The organism is Arthrobacter sp. Rue61a, assembly GCF_000294695.2.
Lineage (GTDB): Bacteria > Actinomycetota > Actinomycetes > Actinomycetales > Micrococcaceae > Arthrobacter > Arthrobacter aurescens_A.
Genome location: NC_018531.1, coordinates 1,564,384 through 1,583,246, shown reverse-complemented (window position 1 = coordinate 1,583,246; position 18,863 = coordinate 1,564,384). Strand labels below are relative to the sequence as shown.

Genomic DNA, 18,863 nt, shown 5'->3' with positions numbered 1-18,863 from the left:
ATTTACTGATGACCACACCACAACCCTTACGCGTGGGCATGGTGGGCTATGCCTTCATGGGCGCCGCCCACTCGCACGCATGGCGCACGGCACCGCGCTTTTTCGACCTTCCGCTGGCACCTGAACTCACCGCAATGGCGGGCAGGAACGAGGAAAGTGTACGGGCAGCAGCCGGTAAATACGGTTGGGCCTCCATCGAGACCGACTGGCGCCGCCTCATTGAGCGCGACGACATCGACCTCATCGACATCTGCACTCCGGGCAACACCCACGCGGAGATAGCTATCGCAGCGCTGGAAGCCGGTAAGCACGTCCTTTGCGAAAAACCGTTGGCCAACTCCGTGGAGGAAGCCGAGAAGATGACGCTGGTGGCCAAGGCCGCAGCTGAACGCGGTGTGCTCTCCATGTGCGGCTTCAGTTACCGACGCACCCCTGCCTTGGCGCTGGCCAAGAGGATGGTGGACGACGGCCGCTTGGGCGAGATCCGACACGTCCGTGCCCAGTACCTTCAGGACTGGCTCAGTGACGCCGAGGCTCCGCTGACCTGGCGGCTGGACAAGTCCAAATCCGGGTCCGGCTCGCTCGGCGACATCGGCGCGCACAGCATCGATGCCGCGCAATGGATCACCGGGCTCAACATCACCGGGGTCTCCGCTCTGCTGGAGACGTTCGTGAAGGAGCGCCCGGTAGGCGGTGACTTCGTGGGTCTGGGCGGCCACGGCGGCGCTGACGGGCCGCGCGGCCCGGTGACCGTGGACGACGCCGCGCTGTTCACCGCCCGTTTTGAGGCCAAGCACGACGGCGGCGCTGACGCCGGCTCACGCGCCACTGGCGCTTCCGGCCCCATTGGCATTTTCGAAGCCACCCGTTTTGCCTTGGGACGCAAGAACGCCATGCGCCTGGAACTCAACGGCACCAAGGGGTCCATCGCTTTCGACTTCGAGGACATGAACTCGCTGCAGTTCTACGATTCTGCCTTGGAACCCGATGCAGGCTTCCGAAAGATCATGGTCACCGAACCCTCCCACCCCTACGCCGCCAACTGGTGGCCCACCGGGCATGGTCTCGGTTATGAGCACGGTTTTACTCATCAGGTGGTGGACCTTGTGACAGCCATCGGCGCAGGCGAGCAGCCCTCGCCGTCGTTCGCTGACGCGTTGCAGGTGCAGAAGGTCCTGGCCGCGGTGGAGGCCAGCGCAGACAATGCCAGCCGCTGGCAGAACATCTGACTGATATGAATACGCCCGATACGAAGGAAACCATGACAAGCAACAACAAGACAGCGCTGGTGGTTCGCGGCGGTTGGGACGGACACCAGCCGGTGGAAGCCACGGAGCTGTTCATTCCCTATCTGAAGGACAACGGCTACGACGTCCGGGTGGAGGAATCGCCCAAGATCTACGCCGATCCCGACTACATGGCCGGAGTGGACCTGATCGTGCAATGCATGACCATGACCACCATCGAGAAGGATGAGTTCGAGGGCCTGCGCACCGCCGTCGAAAACGGCACCGGCCTGGCGGGATGGCACGGTGGCATCGCCGACTCCTACCGCAACAACTCGGACTACCTGCACCTGATCGGCGGCCAGTTCGCCTGCCACCCCGGCAAGCACCCTGACGAGCGGGTCGGGGAGCAATCAGACAATTACGTCGCCTACACCGTCAACATGATGACCGCTGCATCCGAGCACCCCATCACCCAGGGAATCGGCGACTTCGACCTCGTCACGGAGCAGTACTGGGTCCTGTCCGACGACTACATCGATGTGCTGGCCACCACCACCCAGAAAGTCCGTGACTGGGATCCCTGGAACCGCGAAGTCACCTCACCGGCCATCTGGACCCGTCAATGGGGCACGGGCAGAATTTTCGTCTGCACCCCGGGCCACCGCGTGGAAATCCTCCAGGACAACAACGTCCGTACCATCATTGAAAGGGGCATGCTGTGGGCGTCTCGATAACCCCTGCCAAGCCGCTAAACGTCGGAGTCATCGGGTGCGGCGCCATCATTGCCCAGTACCTGAGCAACTTCCGCAGGCTGGATCCCATCAACCTGGTGGCCGTAGCGGACCTTGACCCGGCGCGGGCGCAGGCCGTGGCCGACTCCTACGATGGTGTCCGGGCGCTGTCCGTGGACGAACTCCTGGCAGCGGACGATGTGGACCTCGTCCTGAACTTGACCATCCCTGCGGCCCACGCGGACATCGCGCTCAAAGCAATCGCCGCCGGCAAGTCGGTCTACGGTGAAAAGCCGTTGGCTGCTACAACGGCTGAGGCCCGGGAGGTACTTGCGGCCGCCGCAGCAGCGGGGGTTGTGGTTGGTTGCGCACCGGACACCGTGCTGGGTACTGGCATCCAGACTGCCCGTAAAGCGATCGACGACGGTCTGATCGGCGCCCCCGTCTCCGCCACTGCAACCATGGCGACGCCGGGGCATGAGCGTTGGCACCCAAACCCGGACTTCTACTACCAGCCCGGAGGTGGACCGTTACTGGACATGGGTCCGTACTACGTCTCGGCGCTGGTCACACTTCTCGGTCCTGTGGTGTCAGTGGTGGGTGCTGCCAGCCACACGCGCAGCCAACGCACCATTGGTTCGGGCCCGCGTGAGGGACAGGTGGTCCCGGTGGACATCGACTCGCACGTCACCGGGGTTCTGGTCCATGAGTCCGGCGCCTTGTCCACCCTCTTCATGAGCTTTGACGCCGTGAAAACCAAGAGCCCCAACATCGAGATCCACGGTGAAAAGGGGTCACTCATCGTGCCGGATCCCAACCACTTCGACGGCGACGTGCAGCTCTTTGCACTCGGCGCCGAGGACTGGGAAACACTGCCCGTCTCCGCCGGGTATGTGGACTCCGGACGTGGCTTCGGCATCGCCGACCTCGCAGCAACTCCACCCGGACAGGAACCACGCGCCGGCGGCCGGCTCGCTTTCCACGCTTTGGACATCATGGAATCTGTGCTGGAATCAGCCAAGAGCGGCCAAGCGGTCGCCATCAAGAGCACGGCCTCGCGGCCCGCTGGGGTTGAACTGGTGGAACTGACGGAAGTCTCGACGCCGGTACGCGCCTAGCGCCCTGGCCACCCTAACGAATCCGGCCCCTGTTTGCCCACCTCGCCGTTCTACGGTGTGTGGGACAAACAAAGGCCGGATTCGTCGTTAGTGCCTTGCACGGCGGAGCGTCGCTTCCGCGTGCTTGAGGATGGGGCCGTCGATCATCTTCCCCTTGAACTGGAACACACCTGTGCCTGCCGCAGCCGCCGCTTCAAGAAGTTCCGTGGCTTGGGCTACGGCTTCGTCGGTGGGCGCGTAGGCCTCCCGGACCACGGCCACCTGGTTCGGGTGGATGCAGGCTTTCGCTCCGAAGCCACTGGAAACGGCATCCCGGGACTCGGCGGACAAACCCTCAAGGTCCGGGATATTCACGTACACGGAATCGATGGCTTCCTTGCCGGCGGCCTTCGCGGCAAGCAGCACGGCGGACCGTGAGTGCAGCGCGACAGCCCGGTACCCGCCGTCGTCGTTCCTGCTGGAGAGGCCACCCAGGGAAGCCAGCAGGTCCTCGGCACCCCACATCAGACCCACGACGTTCCGCTCGGCGGCAATCGAAGCAGCATTGACGATGCCTGCCGCGGTTTCACACAGCGCGATGACCTGATAACCCTCTAAAGACCTGAGCTGCTCCGCACTCTCCGCCTTTGCCAACATGACGGTGCGGTAGGGCGTCCTGGCCAGAGCCTCAAGATCGAGCTCGAACTCCTGCGTCCCCACGGGATTCACCCGAACAATGGTGCGGCTTGGCTCAAGACCGCCTGTACCTTGCCCTGCGGAACCTGCCTGTTCAAGAATCGCTTCGCGGGCCCCCTTCTTGTCCGCCGGAGCCACGGCGTCCTCGAGATCCAGGATGACGGCATCGGAACGCTCAGATGCCTTCCCGAAGCGCTCCGGCCGGTCTGCAGGGCAGAACAAGAGGGCCGGACCCATGGTAAACGGAAGAACCGCCGTGGTGGACGAGTCGGTGGAGGGCATGCGAATTCCTTGCTGCTGAAGTGCTGACACGAACGGAAAACTATGACTGGGCGGCGTGCGCTTCTTTGGTCCACATCAGGCAGGTCCGGGTGGCCAAGGCAACCACTGTCCCGTCTTGATTACGGCCAGTGTGCTGCATGGTGGCCACTCCTTGCCCGGGGCGGGACGAGGACAGCCGCTTTCCCGTGATCACCGTTTCCGTGTACAGGGTATCGCCGTGATACAGCGGGTGCGGAAAAGTGACATCCGTCAGTCCGAGCTGCGCAATGATGGTTCCCTGGGTCAGCTGGGTCACCGACTGCCCCACCATGGTGGACAGAGTGAACATGGAGTTCATGAGCCGCTGCCCGAACGGCTGACCGGAACTCCATGCCGCGTCCAGATGCAGCGCTTGCGTGTTCATGGTCATGGTGGTGAAGAGGACATTGTCCGTCTCCGTGACGGTGCGTCCGGGTTTGTGGGCATAGATCACGCCCTCTTCAAGTTCATCGAAATACAGCCCACGCTGCTCCACCACCCGCGTCATACAGTGAGCTCCTGGTCTTCCTCGAACAGCTCGGCCCCTGTAGCGGCCAGGACGTCCTCAAGCGTGACGTTGGGCGCCAACTCGCGGAGGACCAAGCGTGGGTCACCTTCATCCTTAACGACGTCGATGACTGCCAGGTCAGTGATGATGCGGTCCACACACCCCTTTCCTGTGAGCGGGAGCGTGCAGTCCTGGACGATTTTCGGCCTGCCGCTGCGGTCCATGTGTTCCATCATGACAATGACCTTCTTGGCGCCGAACACCAGGTCCATGGCACCACCCATGCCCTTGACCATCTTGCCTGGAATCATCCAGTTGGCCAGGTCACCGTTCGCGGCCACCTCCATGGCACCCAACACAGCGACGTCCACATGTCCGCCGCGGATCATGCCGAAGGACGACGCCGAGTCGAAGAACGCAGCACCCGCATTCGTGGTCACGGTTTCCTTTCCGGCGTTAATCAGGTCCGGATCCACCTTGTCCTCAGCCGGGTACGGGCCCACTCCCAGAATCCCGTTCTCAGAGTGAAGAATGACCTCCACGCCGTCCGGAATGTAGTTGGGGATCAGAGTGGGCATCCCGATTCCCAGGTTCACGTATTGCCCGTTGGTGAGTTCCTTGGCCACGCGGGCGGCCAGTTCGTTGCGGGTCCAGCCTTTGGCCTCGTGATGTTCGACGTCGGCGCGACGGTATTCGTGCCGGACGGCTTCGGGACGGGGCGGGATGTCCTGGTACGTGTTGTCCGTCATCGTGCCGCTCCTGCCTGGTCTGTTCCGGATTGGGCTGTTCCGGACTGGCCTGGTCCGGACTGGCCTGGTCCGGACTGGCCTGGTCCGCTACTGGGGGCCAGCGCTACCGTGCGCTTTTCTATCCGCTTCTCGTTTGAGGTAGCCACCACCACCCGTTGGACGAAAATCCCCGGCGTATGGATATGCTCCGGGTCCAGCTCGCCGGGTTCCACCAACTCCTCCACTTCGGCGATGGTGGTCCTTGCCGCCATGGCACAGAGGGGGTTGAAGTTCATGGCTGTCGCGTGGAAAACGAGGTTCCCGTGGCGGTCACCTTTCCAGGCATGGACCAAGCCGAAATCAGGTGTCAGGGACTCTTCCAGCACATAGTCCGCGTCATTGAAGGTCCGTACCTCTTTCGGCGACGAGGCCAGCGCAACGTTCCCTTCGGCGTCGTACTTCTGCGGGAGGCCACCTTCGGACACCTGGGTTCCCACACCTGCCTTGGTGTAGAACGCAGGAATGCCGGCGCCACCGGCGCGGAGCTTCTCGGCCAGGGTGCCCTGTGGAGTGAGGACTACTTCCAACTCCCCCGCCAGGTACTGCCTGGCAAATTCCTTGTTCTCGCCCACGTACGAACTGATGGTCCGTCTGATTCGCCCATCCTTAAGGAGAATGCCAAGGCCCCAGTCGTCCACCCCGCAGTTGTTGCTGACCGTCTCAAGATCGGCGGTGCCTTGGCTGTGCAGGGCTTCGATCAGGGAGACGGGGATACCGCATAAGCCGAAACCTCCCACCGCTAGCGAGGCTCCGTCCGGGATGTCCTTCACCGCTTCCGCGGCGCTGGCAACAACCTTGTCAATCATCCTTGATCCTTCCCTGCCACTGCCGACCCACGTACGGTTACAGACCCAGCTCGCGGGCGATGAGCATCAACTGGACTTCGGTGGTGCCCTCCCCGATTTCAAGGATCTTGGAATCGCGGTAATGGCGTGCCACCGTGAATTCGTTGATGAAGCCATAGCCGCCGAACACCTGGGTGGCGTCCCGCGCGTTATCCATGGCTGCCTCGCCTGCGACCATCTTAGCGATGGCCGCTTCAGTCTTGAACGGCTTGCCCGCCAGCATCCTGGAGGCGGCGTCGTAGTAGGCAAGGCGGGCAGTGTGGGCCCTTGCCTGCATGCGAGCGATCTTGAACTGGATGGCCTGGTACTTGCCGATGTTCTGCCCGAACGCGCTGCGTTCCTTGGCATACTTCACCGACAAGTCCACGCAACCTTGAGCCGCGCCGGTGGCCAGCGCAGCGATCGCGATGCGGCCCTCGTCCAGGATGGACAGGAAGTTCGCGTAGCCGCGGCCGCGCTCACCCAGCAGGTTCGCTTCAGGAACCCGGACATTGTCCAGGGTGAGCGGGTGGGTGTCGGAAGCGTTCCATCCCACCTTGTTGTACGGCTTTTCAGCAGTGAACCCGGGCGTGTCCGTGGGGACAAGGATGGTGGAGATTTCCTTCTTGGTGCTGCCGTCGGCATTCTCCTTTTTGCCCGTTACTGCCGTGACGGTGACCAGTGTGGTGATGTCCGTACCGGAGTTGGTAATGAACTCCTTATTGCCGTTGATCACCCATTCGCCGTTTTCCACGTGGGCGTTGGTCTTGGTACCGCCGGCATCCGAACCGGCTTCGCGCTCAGTCAAGCCAAACCCAGCCAAAGAACGTCCGGACGCCAACTGTGGCAGCCACTCTTGCTTCTGTTCCTCCGTGCCGAAGCGGAACACCGGCATGGCGCCCAGGGACACTCCGGCTTCGAGGGTGATGGCCACCGACTGGTCCACGCGTCCCAGCTGCTCCAAGGCCAAGGCAAGGGCGAAGTAGTCTCCGCCCATCCCGCCAAACTCTTCGGGGAACGGCAGGCCAAACAGGCCCATCTCCCCCATCTGCTTCACAACCTCGTAGGGGAAGCTATGCTCTTCATCGTGCTTGGCGGAGACCGGTGCCACAACTTCGTCGGCAAACTCGCGGACGGAGTCGCTGAGGTCCTGGTACTCCTCATTCAGGTCAAACGTGCTCATGACTGGACTTCCTTGTCTGTGTTCTTGTCTGTGGTGGCCGTGTCGTCTGCGGCGTCAGCTACGTGAATGGTGGCGAGCACCTGGTCGGCTTTGACCAAATCGCCGGGTTTGCTGGTGAGGTGGACGGTTCCAGCAACGGAGGCCACCAGTTGGTGCTCCATCTTCATCGCTTCGACGGCAAGGAGGGCTTGGCCTTCCTCCACGGAATCTCCGTCGGCCACGGACACGGACACCACCGTCCCGGGCATGGGTGAGCGCACCCCCGGATCGGCCACGCCTTCGTCGCGCTGGATGCCGGCGAGCATCCGCCGTAGGCGCTCTGCCCGGTCCAGGACCTCGAGCCGGCAGGACCAGCCATCGTTGCCCACGTACAGCTCGCGGACACCGGCCGTCACACCCGGCGCCATCCCAACCGCGAAGGTGACCAAGCCGCCGTCGAACTCCAAAGCGACGCTGTTGTCGCTGCGGTCCGCCACCCGGACGCTGACCGGGTCCCCGCCGTCGACCATTGCCGATACGGTGCCGCGCTGTTCGGTGTTGGACACCGTCTCGGTGATGGACACCGTTGCGATTTCACCGCCCGGAACACCAAACGTGGCTGTCCACGCGCCGCGGGCGCCGACGCGCCAGGCATCGGGAGTCTTCCACGCGTCACCGGCGAGCGCCGGGCCGGTGCGCTCCAGCCACAGTGTGAGAGCGGCGGCGATCAGTTCCCTGGGACCAGCATGCCGGAACTCCATGGACGGCAGCCTGCGCTCAATCAGCCCGGTGTCGAGGCGCCCGGCCCGGACGTCGGGATCGTTGATCAGCAGGCGCAGGTACTCCACGTTCGTGTCCACGCCCAGCAGCGTGTAGCGGCCAAGGGCAGCGTCGAGGGTATCCAGCGCCGCTGCCCTGTCCTCGCTCCACGCGATGATCTTGGCGAGCATGGGGTCGTAGTCGCCCGTGATTTCCAGGGTGTCCCGCATTGCGGAGTCAATGCGCACGTTGGCGTGGGCGCGTTGCTGACCGGAGACGGTTTCATCCGCTGCGCCCTGCTCGGCGAGCGCCACAATGCGACCCATCGACGGCATGAAGTTCCGCTCCGGCACCTCAGCATAGACCCGCGCCTCCACAGCGTGGCCATTAAGTACGACGTCGGACTGCGCCACGGTGAGCACTTCACCGGCGGCGATCCTCACCTGCCATTCCACGAGGTCGATGCCCGTGACCATCTCCGTGACGGGATGCTCCACCTGCAGCCGGGTGTTCATCTCCATGAAGAAGAACTCGTCGGGGTGCTCATCGGACACCAGGAACTCTACGGTTCCCGCGCCGCTGTAATTGACCGAACGCGCTGCGTTGCAGGCCGCCTCGCCAATACGGGCCCGTTCCTCCGCACCGTCCGGCAATGATTCGAACAGGGCAGACGGGGCTTCCTCAATGACCTTCTGGTGACGGCGTTGGAGGGAGCACTCGCGCTCGCCGAGGTGGATGACGTTGCCGTGGTTGTCAGCCAGGACCTGGACCTCGATGTGACGGGGTGCGCGGATGAGCCTTTCCAGGAAAAGGGTGTCGTCACCGAAAGCGGACGCTGCCACGCGCCTTGCCGTTGCGAGCGTGGAGGCCATGTCCTCGGGCCGTTCCACCACGTGCATGCCTTTGCCGCCGCCACCTGCAGAGGGCTTGATCAGCAAGGGGAAACCGACCCCCGGCGCCGCCTCGATCAACTCCTGATCGGAGAGTCCGGGCTTGGCGATGCCGGGAACGCACGGAACGTCGTAGGCCATCACGTGGTTCTTGGACCGGATCTTGTCGCCCATGACCTCGATGGCACCGATGCCGGGTCCGATGAACGTGATGCCCGCAGCGTCCAGCGCTTTGGCGAACTCCACGTTCTCGGACAGGAAGCCATAGCCCGGGTGGACTGCCTCCGCCCCGCTCCTACGGCACGCGTCGATGATGGCGTCGATCTTCAAGTAGCTTTCCGCGGGTGCCGTGCCACCTATGGCGACGGCGGTATCGGCGAGGGTCACGTGCTTGGCGTCTTTGTCCGCGTCCGAGTACACGGCGATGGAGCGGATTCCCATCTCCTTTAGTGTCCGGATGACGCGGCAGGCGATCTCACCACGGTTGGCAACGAGGACGGCACCGAAGGTTCTGGAGTCTACTGCCGTGCTGCCTGGGGCTGTGGTTGTTGTTGGCAGGGTCATGATCACATCCTGAAGAGACCGAAGGAGGTCTCGGGCAGTTGTTGGCGGGAGACGACGTCCAGGGCCATGCCCAGGACACGCCGCGTGTCAGCGGGGTCGATAATGCCGTCGTCCCATAGGCGCGCAGTGGAGTAGTACGGACTGCCTTGGTCCTCATACTGTTGCCTGATGGGAGCTTTGAAGGCTTCCTCGTCCTCGGCGGACCATTCTTCGCCGGCCGCCTCGTATTGATCCCTCTTGACGGTTGCCAGCACGCTGGAGGCTTGGTTTCCTCCCATGACGGAGATCCGGGCTGCCGGCCACATCCACAGGAACCGTGGCGAATAGGCCCGGCCGCACATGGAGTAGTTGCCCGCACCGAAGGAACCACCGATGACCACTGTCAGCTTGGGCACCCGAGCCGTGGCCACTGCGGTGACCATCTTGGCGCCGTTCTTGGCGATGCCGCCCTGTTCGTAGTCTTTGCCCACCATGAAACCGGAGAGATTCTGCAGGAAGATCAAAGGAATGCCGCGCTGATCGCAGAGCTCAATGAAATGGGCGCCCTTCAGGGACGATTCACTGAAGAGGACACCGTTGTTGGCAACGATGCCCACCGGGTGGCCGTGCAGGTGCGCGAAGCCGGTCACCAGCGTGGTGCCGTAGTTCTTTTTGAACTCGTGGAATTCGGAACCATCCACCAGTCTCGCGATGACTTCGCGGACGTCGTACTGGGCGTTGACGTCCGTGGGAACCACGCCGTAGATCTCTGAGGGATCGACGACGGGCGGCAGGACGACGTCGGACACGTCCCATGCCGGCTGCGCCGGCTTCGGTAACGTCGACACGATATCCCGCACGATCTCCAGCGCATGTTGGTCGTTCTCGGCCAGGTGGTCCGTGACCCCGGAAATCCGGGAGTGCACGTCGCCGCCGCCCAGTTCCTCGGCGGTAACGATCTCGCCGATGGCTGCTTTGACCAAGGGCGGGCCACCCAGGAAGATGGTGCCCTGGTTCCGGACGATGACCGTCTCGTCGCTCATGGCGGGAACATAGGCACCGCCGGCCGTGCACGATCCCATGACGGAGGCGATCTGCGGGATTTTGGCCGCGGACATTCTGGCCTGGTTGTAGAAGATCCGGCCGAAGTGCTCCTTATCCGGGAAGACCTCGTCCTGCTTGGGCAGGAATGCACCCCCGGAATCCACCAGGTAGATGCAGGGAAGCTTGTTCTCCAAAGCGATTTCCTGAGCCCGGAGGTGCTTCTTCACCGTCATGGGGTAGTAAGTGCCGCCCTTGACCGTGGCGTCATTGGAGATCACCAGGACATGGCGTCCATGGACCAAACCAATGCCCGCAATAACCCCGGCACCCGGGGAATCATCGTTGTACATGCCATTCGCAGCCAAGGGTGCAATCTCAAGGAACGGGCTGCCATCATCGAGCAGGTAGTCGATGCGTTCCCTCGGAAGAAGCTTTCCGCGGGCGATATGCCGCTCCCGGGACTTTGCCGGACCGCCGAGGGCCGACGCCGCCAAGAGTTCCCTCAATTCCTTCACCAAGGACAGTTGCGCCTCCTGGTTGGCTTCAAAGGTGCCGCTGGCGGCTCCCGTCAGGCTGGCGATTGTCTCCATTGACCCCTGTTCCATTCCCGGCCACAGGCCATTTCGGTTAGTGCCACGTAACTGAAATTTAGGTTAGTCTGTATTAACTGTGATGTCCAGCACAGTCGGTCCCGACAGCAGGTCGGGCGGGGCTGACGCAAGGAGGAAAACGTGACCGGAGGTCCGGAAGCAAGCATCAATGGCACGCGCACCGCCGCTACACAACGCGGCCAGGCAAAGGAGCTCCGCAGATTGGCCCTGTTGTCCGCTGCAGCAGGACTTTTCGCCGAAAACGGCTTTACCCGCGTGTCGCTTGAGGACCTCGGAGCAGCAGCAGGTGTCAGCGGACCCGCCGTGTACCGGCATTTTCCCGGCAAGCAAGCCGTCCTCGGCGAGCTTCTTCTCAGCGTCAGCCGCGACCTCCTGGACGGCGGATTGCGGGTGGTATCGGAATCGGACGATCCCCGGTCCGCGCTGAAAGGCCTGATCCAGTTTCAGGTTGATTTCGCGCTCAGCAATCCTGACGTCATCCGTGTCCAGGACCGGGACTTCGGAAGTCTCAGCGACGCCGACCAAGCCGAAGTCAGATCCCTCCAGCGCAGTTACGTCGAAACTTGGGTTGACGTCCTGGCCCGTATTCACACGGACGCAGATGTCCCCGGCCTCCGGGTCCGGGCACACGCAGCCTTTGGATTGATCAATTCCACACCCCACTCGGTGCGTCATCACGGCAGGAAGATCGCTGTAAAGTCGGCCAGGCCCATCCTGGAACAGATGGCTTTGGCGGCTCTGACGTCGGCCTGATTTTCCGGCGGTAGGAGGGCGTCCTTGAACGTTGCGCTAAAAATGTCAGACCCCGATGAAATGATTTTTTCATGGAGAAATTGGCGCAGTCGATGGCATCATGGGCGGAATCGTCCCCTGCTGTTGCTGCCCTGACTGCGATGCGGTCACGACACTTCTTGAGCATGCCGGACTTGGTTAAGGCCGGGTTCAAGGATTCGACGGCGCCTGCCACGGTTACCTGTTACTTCCATGACGCCGGGCTGCTCAAGGGCCCGGCCGAATCCGCTCCGACGTCTGATGCACCCGCCCAAAGCGCCGGATTGATCCCGGCCGTCCAGCTGATCCAAAGTCTCGACACAGAGGCGCCCGAACATCTTTCGGCTGCCAGGCCGGACCTGACGGCGCTTCTTGATGACAGCGCGGCACTTCTGGTCTCCGCACGCTTGTCCGCTGCCGACGAGGCTTCCCAGTTGGGGTTTGTTGAGGCCGCGGATTTTGCTGGCAGGGTCGAGGAGATCTCCCGGTCGGTGGAGTACTTGCAGCTGGTTGCTGCGCAGGCGGTGGAACGGACCCGGAAGGAAGCTCAGCAAGCCCGGCCGGGGGTGTCGGCGGCAGCGCCGGAGTGGCGGACGGGGTGGACTGAGCCAGCCGGTGCTTCGGCGGTTGCTGGAGACGCAGCGTCACCAGGTGCCGGCCCGGCGGGAGCATTCCTGGCGGGAGCGAGCCACAGTGCGGCCCACGTGAGTGCGGCTCTGGCGGGAGCAGCCCATGCCGAGGCGACGGCCCCGGCGGGCAGTTTTTTGGATGATGGGTATCGGAACGCGGCGGAGTTCCTTCGGGCACGGTTGCGGATCGGTATCGGAGAGGCCCGGCGCAGGCTTGCCCTCGCCGCCGAGGTCCTCCCCCAGGCCGGCATAACCGGGCAGGACGTCCCGGCCCGGCGTGAAATCCTCGCCGACGCCATCGGATCGGCTTTGGTGCCCTCCCGGTCCGCGACGATCATCAGCACCGCCCTGGACAAAGTCCGGCACCTCGCAGAACCCGGGACCATCACCGACATGGAACACGCCCTCACCAACACCGCCATCGAATCCGATCCCGACTTCGTGGCCAAGATGGCCCGACGATGGACCGACCTCATCGACCAAGACGGCCCCGAACCCACTGAAGAAGCACTCCGCCAACTCCAAGGCGCGTTCCTCCGCCGCCGACGCCGCCACGGACTCCACCACCTCGAAATCTTCGCCACCGCAGAACAATACGAAACCCTCACCACCGCCATGAACGCCGCCACCAACCCCCGACTCACCACCACAGCCGAGGGCGGCCCGGACGACGAACCTGGCACGGGAGCCCCGGCCGGAGCAGCCACAGACGGAACAGACCCCGACGGATCAGGCGCCGACGGCCGAGCGGCGCATGGAACAGGACCTGGATTAGCCGGCCCCGACTTGGACCGGCGCTCGAGGGCCCAGAAACTCCTCGACGGCCTCGTCGGTGCGTGCAGCGTCGCGATGAGCACCGCGAAACTCCCGTCGAACGGCGGCCTCCGACCCCAAGTCACCGTCACCATCGACCGCCGCGACCTCTTCAACCAACTCCAACTCAGCCCCACCCAGCCCGGCTCCGGGAACCGGCTCAGCACCGGCACAGCCACGTTCACCGGCCCGATCCACCCCAACACCATCCGCAAAATCGCCTGCGACGCCGACATCCTCCCCGTCCTGCTCGGCAGCGACTCCCAAATCCTGGACATCGGCCGCACCACCCGGATCTTCCCACCCCACATCCGCAAAGCCATCACCGCCCGCGACCAAGGCTGCGCCTTCCCCGACTGCACCATGCCCGCACCCTGGTGCGAAGCCCACCACACCACCTACTGGTCCCACGGCGGCACCACAGGCACAAACAACGGCACCCTGCTCTGCAGCCACCACCACCACCTCATCCACAAGGAGCAATGGCGCATCGACATGACAACAGGCATCCCCTGGTTCATACCCCCACCCCACATCGACCCCCACCAAAAACCCAGACGCAACCACCACCACACACCCCACCAAATATGAGGGGGAGTTGCCGGTCTGGGATCTCACGGCTGCGAGCCTGACGTGGAACTTTAGCGGAGCATCATTGGCTGCCCGTGACAGATACTTCGACACGTACTTCCGTGCGCACGTACTTCCGTGCGCACGCCGGCAACCGCACGCCCGCGGGGCGTTCCGGTTTTCCTAGGACTCACAGGGCCTGCCTTAGGGGCTGCACTCAACAGACGTGCCACATAGGCTGGAAAACCTAGTCACGCTGAACCGGCGAGGAATCGCGGGTTAGGTCCAGCTCCATATCCAGGAGCACTAAATGTCGAGGAGCACTAAATGAGGATTGCTGTCACGGGCGGAAGCGGGAAACTGGGCAGAAGCGTGGTCCGGCGGCTCACGCAGGACGGCCACCAAGTGCTCAACATTGACCGCGTCGGAGCACGGGGCCATGGTTTTGTGAACGTGGACCTTCGCAACTACGGACAGGTTGTGGATGTCATCCTGGGCCTGGACGATCAGCACCACGGCTTGGACGCGATCGTTCACTTGGCCGCCATCCCGGCACCCGGCCTGGCTCCCGACGCCGCGATTTTCGAGAACAACATGGTCTCCACCTACAACGTCTTCCAGGCCGCACGGAGGGCCGGCATCAAGAAGGTGGTCTACGCGTCCAGTGAGACCGTGCTCGGCCTCCCCTTCGACGTTGATCCGCCTTACATTCCCGTGGATGAGGAGTACGCGGCGCGACCGGAAAGCACCTACTCGCTGGTCAAACACTTGGAGGAGCAGATGGCCATCCAGCTGACCCGGTGGGACCCTGACCTCAGCATCACAGCGCTTCGCTTCTCCAATGTCATGGATCCCGAGGACTACGATGCCTTCCCGGCTTTCGACTCCGACGCAACGCTCCGCAAGTGGAACCTCTGGGGTTACATCGACGCCCGGGATGGTGCGCTGGCAGTGGTCCGGGCCCTGGAACATGGTGAACCGGGCTTCGAGACCTTCATCATCGCTGCCGCCGATACCGTGATGAGCCGAAGCAGCGCCGAACTGGCAGCGGAAGTCTTCCCCGGCGTCGAGGTCCTTAAGGAACTGGGCCAGAACGAAACCATGCTGTCCATCGACAAAGCCCGCAGGCTGTTGGGCTTCGAGCCGGAGCACAGCTGGCGCAACGTCCACTCCAACCGCACCACGCCCACCGAAGATTAACGCGCGACGGCCCACCCCTTAGCTGCAGTTACCTGCAAGCACTCGTAAAGGGATGGGCCGCCGCAGCCTTTAACAAGTTAGATCATGGTCATGACCATGGCGGGGTCGGCCAGTATGGCGCCGAGATCCGCGAGGAACCGAGAACCCTGTTCGCCATCCACCAAGCGGTGGTCGAAGGACAGGCTGAGGGACATGACCTGGCGGACGGCGAGTTCGTCGTTGACAACCCATGGCGCCTTCCGCACCGCACCCAAAGCCACAATGGCGGCCTCGCCCGGATTCAGGATAGGAGTCCCGGCGTCGATGCCAAACACGCCGATGTTGGTGATGGAGATGGTGCCACCCGACAACTCCGACGGCGAGGTTTTGCCTGCACGCGCGGTGTCCGTCAGGTCAGTCAGCGCCGTGGAAAGCTCCCGCAGCGTTAGGCGGTCAGCGTCCTTGATGTTCGGAACGGTCAGGCCCCGGGGCGTTGCGGCGGCGATGCCCAGGTTCACGTAGTTGAACTGGACAATCTCCTGGCTAGCCTCATCCCACCGCGAATTCAGGGTGGGATTGTTCCGCAGTGCCACCAGCACTGCCTTGGCCGCAATGGTGAGCGGCGTCAGCTTGTAGCCTTCGAACGCCTTGTTGCCCTTGAGCCTGGCCAGCAATTCCATGGTTGCCGTGACGTCCACTGTGAGGAACTCCGTCACGTGCGGTGCCGTGAAGGCACTCTGCACCATTGCGGCGGCCGTGAATTTGCGAACACCCTTGATGGGCGTGCGGCTTTCCCGCTCATTTTGCCCGTCAGAAACAGGAGTTGCCTGGGCAGTTTCCGCTGCGCCGATGTAGCTTTGGACGTCTTCACGGGTGATGAGCCCGCCCTGACCCGTACCGGGCACCAGCTGAAGGTCGATTCCGAGGTCGCGGGCCAGTTTGCGAACGGGTGGCGTAGAACGCGGACGCTCGGAGGCCACGTCCGCCTGACGTGACACGACGGGCTCGGCGATCGCCGGAGCCTCCGGCGTCGGGGACTTAACGTCCTGAACGTTTCCGCGGGCACGCCGTGTTGGGCGACCGGAATGTTCGACGACGGCCCCGTACCCCACCAGGTTCGGCTCTCGTTTCGCCGGGCTCCCCACGGCTTCAGCGGCGACAGCGGCCGGCGCACCATTCGCAGCCGTGTCGACGACGGACCGGTCACCAGCGGACCGGTCACCAGCAGCCGGTCCGCCGCCCCCGTTGGAGGATCCGGCGTCGTCCACCTCGAACGAAACGATTGGCTTGCCAACCTCCACCACAGTGCCGGGCTGCTCATGAAGTTCTGCCACCACTCCCGCGAAGGGAGAGGGCAACTCGACAACGGCCTTGGCAGTTTCAACCTCGGCGATGACCTGGTTCAGAGTAACGGTATCCCCCACCGCCACCTTCCAGCTCAGGATTTCCGATTCGGTCAGGCCTTCGCCAAGGTCCGGCAGCCTGAATTCCTTGATCATGGTGGCGGTCATCCTTCCAGTCCACTCAACGAGTTGCTGCGGCCCAGTGCACGGTCCACGCCGTCGAGAATCCTGTCCAGATCCGGCAAGTGGTGCATCTCGAGCTTCGAGTACGGGTACGGGACGTCGAAGCCAGTGATGCGGACCGGAGCGGACTCCAGGTAATGGAAGCAGCGTTCGGTGATGCTGGCCGCGATCTCGGCGCCCAGGCCACCCGACTGGCCGGCTTCATGGGTGATGACCAGTCGCCCGGTCTTGCGAACAGAAGCTTCGACTACCGGGTAGTCCACGGGGGCCAGCGAGCGCAGATCGATGACTTCCACCGAAAGGCCTTCGTCGGCGGCAGCCATGGCAGCATCCTTGGCCGTCTTCACAAGGGGACCGTAAGCGACCAGCGTGACATCCGAGCCGGAGGTCACCACGGCAGCCTTGTCCAAGGGAAGGGCGGTGGAGAGATCAAGGGTCTCATCCACATCGCCTTTGTCGTGATACCGGCGCTTAGGCTCGAAGTAGAGCACGGGATCATCGGAGGCAATCGCCTGCTGAATCATCGTGTAGGCATCCTGAGGGTTGGAAACCGCCACCACGCGCAAGCCCGAGGTGTGGGTGAAGTACGCTTCGGGTGATTCGGAGTGGTGCTCCGGTGATCCGATCCCGCCACCGAAGGGGACCCGGATGGTAATGGGCATCTTGACCCGTCCCTGCGTGCGGTAGTGCATCTTGGCTACCTGGCTGACGATCTGGTCGAACGCCGGGTAGATGAAACCGTCGAACTGGATCTCGCACACCGGGCGGTAGCCGCGGTAGGCCAAGCCCACCGCGGTGCCGATAATGCCTGACTCAGCGAGCGGTGAATCGATGACCCTGTGCTTCCCGAAATCTTTCTGCAGACCATCAGTGACGCGGAAAACGCCGCCGAGCGAGCCGATGTCTTCGCCCATGAGGACCACTTTGGGGTCGTTTTCGAGGGACTTGCGGAGGCCGGCATTGATGGCACGGGCAAAAGTGAGCTTGGACATCAGAGTGCACCTTCCTCGACTGGCTGGTTGAAGCTGTTCAGGTAGCGGGAATAGTGATCCTTCTGGCGCTCGATCCAGGAATTTGGGGTGCTGTAGACGTGGTTGAAAACGTCCAACGGTTGCGGGTCCGGCATATCAATGCAGCTGGCACGAAGTTCTGCGGCCACAGCATCGGCCTTCGCCTTGACACGGGCTTCAACGTCGTCGGTCAGCAGGCCTTTGGCTTCCAGCAGCTTGCGCAGCCTCAGGATGGGATCCTTGGCCGCCCAATCCTCCAACTCGATGGGGTCACGGTACCGTGTGGGGTCATCGGCCGTGGTGTGCGGACCCATGCGGTAGGTAACAGCCTCAATAAAGGTGGGGCCCCCACCCTTGCGCGCCCGGTCCAAGGCCACACGAGTCGCGGCCATGACAGCCAGGACATCATTGCCATCCACCCGCATGCTCGGGATACCGAATCCGGTAGGCCTGTCAGCGAGCTGAACGTGGGACTGTATGCGGACGGGCTCGGAAATAGCCCAATGGTTGTTCTGGCAGAAGAACACCACAGGAGCCTGATAGCTCGCGGCGAACACCATGGCCTCGTTCACGTCGCCTTCACTCGTGGCACCATCACCAAAGTAGGCGAGGACCGCGGTGTTGGCACCGTCCAGCTGGACACCCATGGCGTATCCAGTGGCGTGCAGGCTCTGGGAACCAATGATGATCTGGGGCGTCGCCAGGTTGATGCGCAGGGGATCCCAACCATAGGAGGCGTTGCCACGCCACACGCGGGCTATCTCAGAGAGATGGGCGCCACGCACATAGGCCACCCCGCTTTCGCGGTAGCTCGGGAAGACGAAGTCATCGTCCCTCAACGAGCGGCTGGAGCCGATCTGGGCCGCTTCCTGACCAAGGAGCGGCGGCCACAACGCCAGCTCCCCTTGGCGTTGGAGTGCCGTAGCTTCGGCATCAATCCGGCGGATAACGGTCATGTCCTCATACAGGGAACATAATTGCTCGTCGCCGATGTCCTTGACCCAGATATCAAATTCGGGATGGCTGATGCGCTCGCCTTCCGGCGACACCAACTGCAGCAGATCGCCGCCAGTCCTCAAGGGATTTTGTGCACTATGTCCTGGGCCCGGAGCTTCTTGATGAACTCCCTTGCCCGCCTGATCCGTCAACACAGGTGATCGCAACCTTCCGGCTCGTTTTCGTC

At 63.1% G+C, this 18,863-nt stretch carries 16 protein-coding genes; 6 read left to right on the top strand and 10 right to left on the bottom strand.

Annotated features, from left to right (window positions below):
- The first annotated feature begins 8 nt into the window (after positions 1–8).
- From ARUE_RS07265 to ARUE_RS07255, 3 genes are read left to right on the top strand one after another with little or no spacing between them, the layout of a single operon-like run.
- Complete coding sequence (locus ARUE_RS07265; RefSeq protein ID WP_011774249.1) at positions 9–1,229, top strand: Gfo/Idh/MocA family protein; 1,221 nt, start codon at positions 9–11, stop codon at positions 1,227–1,229.
- Between the two features lie 32 nt (positions 1,230–1,261).
- Positions 1,262–1,963, top strand: coding sequence for a ThuA domain-containing protein (locus ARUE_RS07260; protein ID WP_043469986.1), 702 nt, complete (start codon positions 1,262–1,264; stop codon positions 1,961–1,963).
- Entirely contained in the window at positions 1,948–3,078 is a 1,131-nt protein-coding gene (locus ARUE_RS07255) for a Gfo/Idh/MocA family protein (protein WP_014921254.1), read from the top strand. The genes ARUE_RS07260 and ARUE_RS07255 overlap by 16 nt, the downstream gene beginning before the upstream one ends.
- Positions 3,079–3,165: 87 nt before the next feature.
- On the opposite strand, the gene ARUE_RS07250 is transcribed toward ARUE_RS07255, so the two are convergent.
- Genes ARUE_RS07250 through ARUE_RS07220 form a run of 7 tightly spaced genes read right to left on the bottom strand, consistent with a single transcriptional unit; the run spans position 3,166 to position 11,161 of the window.
- Positions 3,166–4,035, bottom strand: a complete 870-nt coding sequence (locus tag ARUE_RS07250) for an HpcH/HpaI aldolase/citrate lyase family protein (protein WP_043469983.1) — start codon at positions 4,033–4,035, stop codon at positions 3,166–3,168.
- A 40-nt stretch (positions 4,036–4,075) separates the two neighbouring features.
- Positions 4,076–4,561 (bottom strand): MaoC family dehydratase, encoded by a 486-nt coding sequence (locus ARUE_RS07245; RefSeq protein ID WP_011774245.1) that lies wholly within the window; start codon positions 4,559–4,561, stop codon positions 4,076–4,078.
- Positions 4,558–5,310: a CoA transferase subunit B gene (locus tag ARUE_RS07240; RefSeq protein WP_011774244.1), complete on the bottom strand. Its 753-nt coding sequence runs from the start codon at positions 5,308–5,310 to the stop codon at positions 4,558–4,560. The genes ARUE_RS07245 and ARUE_RS07240 overlap by 4 nt, the downstream gene beginning before the upstream one ends.
- Positions 5,307–6,155: a CoA transferase subunit A gene (locus tag ARUE_RS07235; protein WP_014921252.1), complete on the bottom strand. Its 849-nt coding sequence runs from the start codon at positions 6,153–6,155 to the stop codon at positions 5,307–5,309. Before ARUE_RS07235 ends, ARUE_RS07240 begins: the two co-directional genes overlap by 4 nt.
- Positions 6,156–6,192: 37 nt before the next feature.
- Complete coding sequence (locus tag ARUE_RS07230) at positions 6,193–7,356, bottom strand: acyl-CoA dehydrogenase family protein (RefSeq protein ID WP_011774242.1); 1,164 nt, start codon at positions 7,354–7,356, stop codon at positions 6,193–6,195.
- Positions 7,353–9,548: an ATP-binding protein gene (locus ARUE_RS07225; protein WP_014921251.1), complete on the bottom strand. Its 2,196-nt coding sequence runs from the start codon at positions 9,546–9,548 to the stop codon at positions 7,353–7,355. Before ARUE_RS07225 ends, ARUE_RS07230 begins: the two co-directional genes overlap by 4 nt.
- Before the next feature lie 2 nt (positions 9,549–9,550).
- Entirely contained in the window at positions 9,551–11,161 is a 1,611-nt protein-coding gene (locus tag ARUE_RS07220; RefSeq protein ID WP_014921250.1) for a carboxyl transferase domain-containing protein, read from the bottom strand.
- 141 nt (positions 11,162–11,302) lie between these two features.
- On the opposite strand from ARUE_RS07220, the gene ARUE_RS07215 reads away from it, so the two are divergent.
- The 3 genes from ARUE_RS07215 (at position 11,303) to ARUE_RS07205 (ending at position 15,165) form a co-directional block, all read left to right on the top strand.
- Entirely contained in the window at positions 11,303–11,935 is a 633-nt protein-coding gene (locus ARUE_RS07215) for an SACE_7040 family transcriptional regulator (RefSeq protein ID WP_014921249.1), read from the top strand.
- 71 nt (positions 11,936–12,006) lie between these two features.
- Positions 12,007–13,986: an HNH endonuclease signature motif containing protein gene (locus tag ARUE_RS07210; RefSeq protein WP_014921248.1), complete on the top strand. Its 1,980-nt coding sequence runs from the start codon at positions 12,007–12,009 to the stop codon at positions 13,984–13,986.
- 306 nt (positions 13,987–14,292) lie between these two features.
- On the top strand, positions 14,293–15,165 hold the full coding sequence (locus tag ARUE_RS07205) for an NAD-dependent epimerase/dehydratase family protein (RefSeq protein WP_014921247.1): 873 nt from the start codon (positions 14,293–14,295) through the stop codon (positions 15,163–15,165).
- Between the two features lie 77 nt (positions 15,166–15,242).
- Here the strand turns inward: ARUE_RS07205 and ARUE_RS07200 are convergent, their stop codons facing one another.
- The 3 genes from ARUE_RS07200 to pdhA are packed head-to-tail and all read right to left on the bottom strand — an operon-like array spanning position 15,243 to position 18,831.
- Positions 15,243–16,655 carry a dihydrolipoamide acetyltransferase family protein gene (locus tag ARUE_RS07200; RefSeq protein WP_014921246.1) on the bottom strand — a complete coding sequence of 471 codons (1,413 nt, stop codon included), beginning with the start codon at positions 16,653–16,655 and terminating at the stop codon, positions 15,243–15,245.
- Entirely contained in the window at positions 16,652–17,662 is a 1,011-nt protein-coding gene (locus tag ARUE_RS07195; protein WP_011774235.1) for an alpha-ketoacid dehydrogenase subunit beta, read from the bottom strand. The genes ARUE_RS07200 and ARUE_RS07195 overlap by 4 nt, the downstream gene beginning before the upstream one ends.
- The gene (pdhA, locus tag ARUE_RS07190; protein ID WP_014921245.1) at positions 17,662–18,831 is read right to left on the bottom strand and encodes a pyruvate dehydrogenase (acetyl-transferring) E1 component subunit alpha; all 1,170 of its coding nucleotides are present in this window, start codon (positions 18,829–18,831) and stop codon (positions 17,662–17,664) included. Before pdhA ends, ARUE_RS07195 begins: the two co-directional genes overlap by 1 nt.
- Between the last annotated feature and the right edge of the window lie 32 nt (positions 18,832–18,863).

Coding starts and splice junctions, on each gene's coding strand:
- ARUE_RS07265 (WP_011774249.1), top strand. CDS start 9: ATGACCACACCACAACCCTTACGCGTGGGCATGGTGGGCTATGCCTTC.
- ARUE_RS07260 (WP_043469986.1), top strand. CDS start 1,262: ATGACAAGCAACAACAAGACAGCGCTGGTGGTTCGCGGCGGTTGGGAC.
- ARUE_RS07250 (WP_043469983.1), bottom strand. CDS start 4,035: ATGCCCTCCACCGACTCGTCCACCACGGCGGTTCTTCCGTTTACCATG.
- ARUE_RS07245 (WP_011774245.1), bottom strand. CDS start 4,561: ATGACGCGGGTGGTGGAGCAGCGTGGGCTGTATTTCGATGAACTTGAA.
- ARUE_RS07240 (WP_011774244.1), bottom strand. CDS start 5,310: ATGACGGACAACACGTACCAGGACATCCCGCCCCGTCCCGAAGCCGTC.
- ARUE_RS07235 (WP_014921252.1), bottom strand. CDS start 6,155: ATGATTGACAAGGTTGTTGCCAGCGCCGCGGAAGCGGTGAAGGACATC.
- ARUE_RS07230 (WP_011774242.1), bottom strand. CDS start 7,356: ATGAGCACGTTTGACCTGAATGAGGAGTACCAGGACCTCAGCGACTCC.
- ARUE_RS07225 (WP_014921251.1), bottom strand. CDS start 9,548: ATGACCCTGCCAACAACAACCACAGCCCCAGGCAGCACGGCAGTAGAC.
- ARUE_RS07220 (WP_014921250.1), bottom strand. CDS start 11,161: ATGGAGACAATCGCCAGCCTGACGGGAGCCGCCAGCGGCACCTTTGAA.
- ARUE_RS07210 (WP_014921248.1), top strand. CDS start 12,007: ATGGAGAAATTGGCGCAGTCGATGGCATCATGGGCGGAATCGTCCCCT.
- ARUE_RS07205 (WP_014921247.1), top strand. CDS start 14,293: ATGAGGATTGCTGTCACGGGCGGAAGCGGGAAACTGGGCAGAAGCGTG.
- ARUE_RS07200 (WP_014921246.1), bottom strand. CDS start 16,655: ATGACCGCCACCATGATCAAGGAATTCAGGCTGCCGGACCTTGGCGAA.
- ARUE_RS07195 (WP_011774235.1), bottom strand. CDS start 17,662: ATGTCCAAGCTCACTTTTGCCCGTGCCATCAATGCCGGCCTCCGCAAG.